Below are 882 nucleotides of genomic sequence, written 5' to 3'. Positions count from 1 at the left end.
TATAGGGCCGCACAGCCTAAAATCATACCATCGCGCTCAATCACACTATAGTTGTCGATCTCTTGTTCTAGGCGTTCGCGTGAGCGGCTGACCAAGATACCTTGCTCTTCTAATGGTGTTAGCAGCTCAATAAGACCGACCACATCATCTATATTGGCATGACGAATCTCTTCGTATGGGTCGTGACTAATTAGCGTACCGGAGCCATCACGTGTAAACAGCTCTTCAAGTAGCGCGCCATCTTTGGCATATGAGATGATATGTGTACGATGAACACCTTGGCGACAAGCCAAACTGGCACAATGCAAGAAGTAATTAATTTCATTGTTCAAATCACGTTCTCGCAAAAAACGATCCACTTCATTTGGAATCATTTCGTGCAATAAGCGGCCGTTATCATTGATGTCAGCCTCTTCACCTAAAAAGATAAGCTTGTCTGCGCTAAGCGCCACTGCCGCACTAAGCGCCACATCTTCACTCAACAAGTTGAAAACTTCACCAGTTGCTGAGTAGCCCATTGAGCCTAAAATTACAATATGATCGTGTAGTAGGTTGTTCTTAATCGCCTCAATATCGATGGAGCGTACTTCACCTGTCATCTGATGATCGACGCCATTTCGAATACCATAAGGACGCGCAGTCACAAAGTTACCAGAAACCGCATCAATACGTGAGCCGTACATGGGCGAGTTGGCAAGCCCCATTGATAATTGGGCTTCGATCTGTAGACGAATAGCACCGACCGCTTGTAAGATAGATGGCATGGCGTTACGTGGCGTAATGCGAACGTCGTGATGTAGGGGAGAGTTGATACCAGCTTCTTGTAGATTTTTTTCTATTTGCGGACGCGCACCATGTACCAATACTAGCTTAATTCCTAAG

General features: G+C 45.7%; 1 protein-coding gene. It reads right to left on the bottom strand.

Going from position 1 to position 882, the window contains the following annotated elements:
* The coding region (argA, locus tag ACS8FD_RS18275; RefSeq protein WP_439276894.1) for an amino-acid N-acetyltransferase at positions 1 to 882 on the bottom strand (882 nt) is incomplete at both ends.

Source organism: Psychrobacter sp. 1U2, from assembly GCF_051847575.1.
This window is presented reverse-complemented; position numbering and strand designations above follow the sequence as displayed.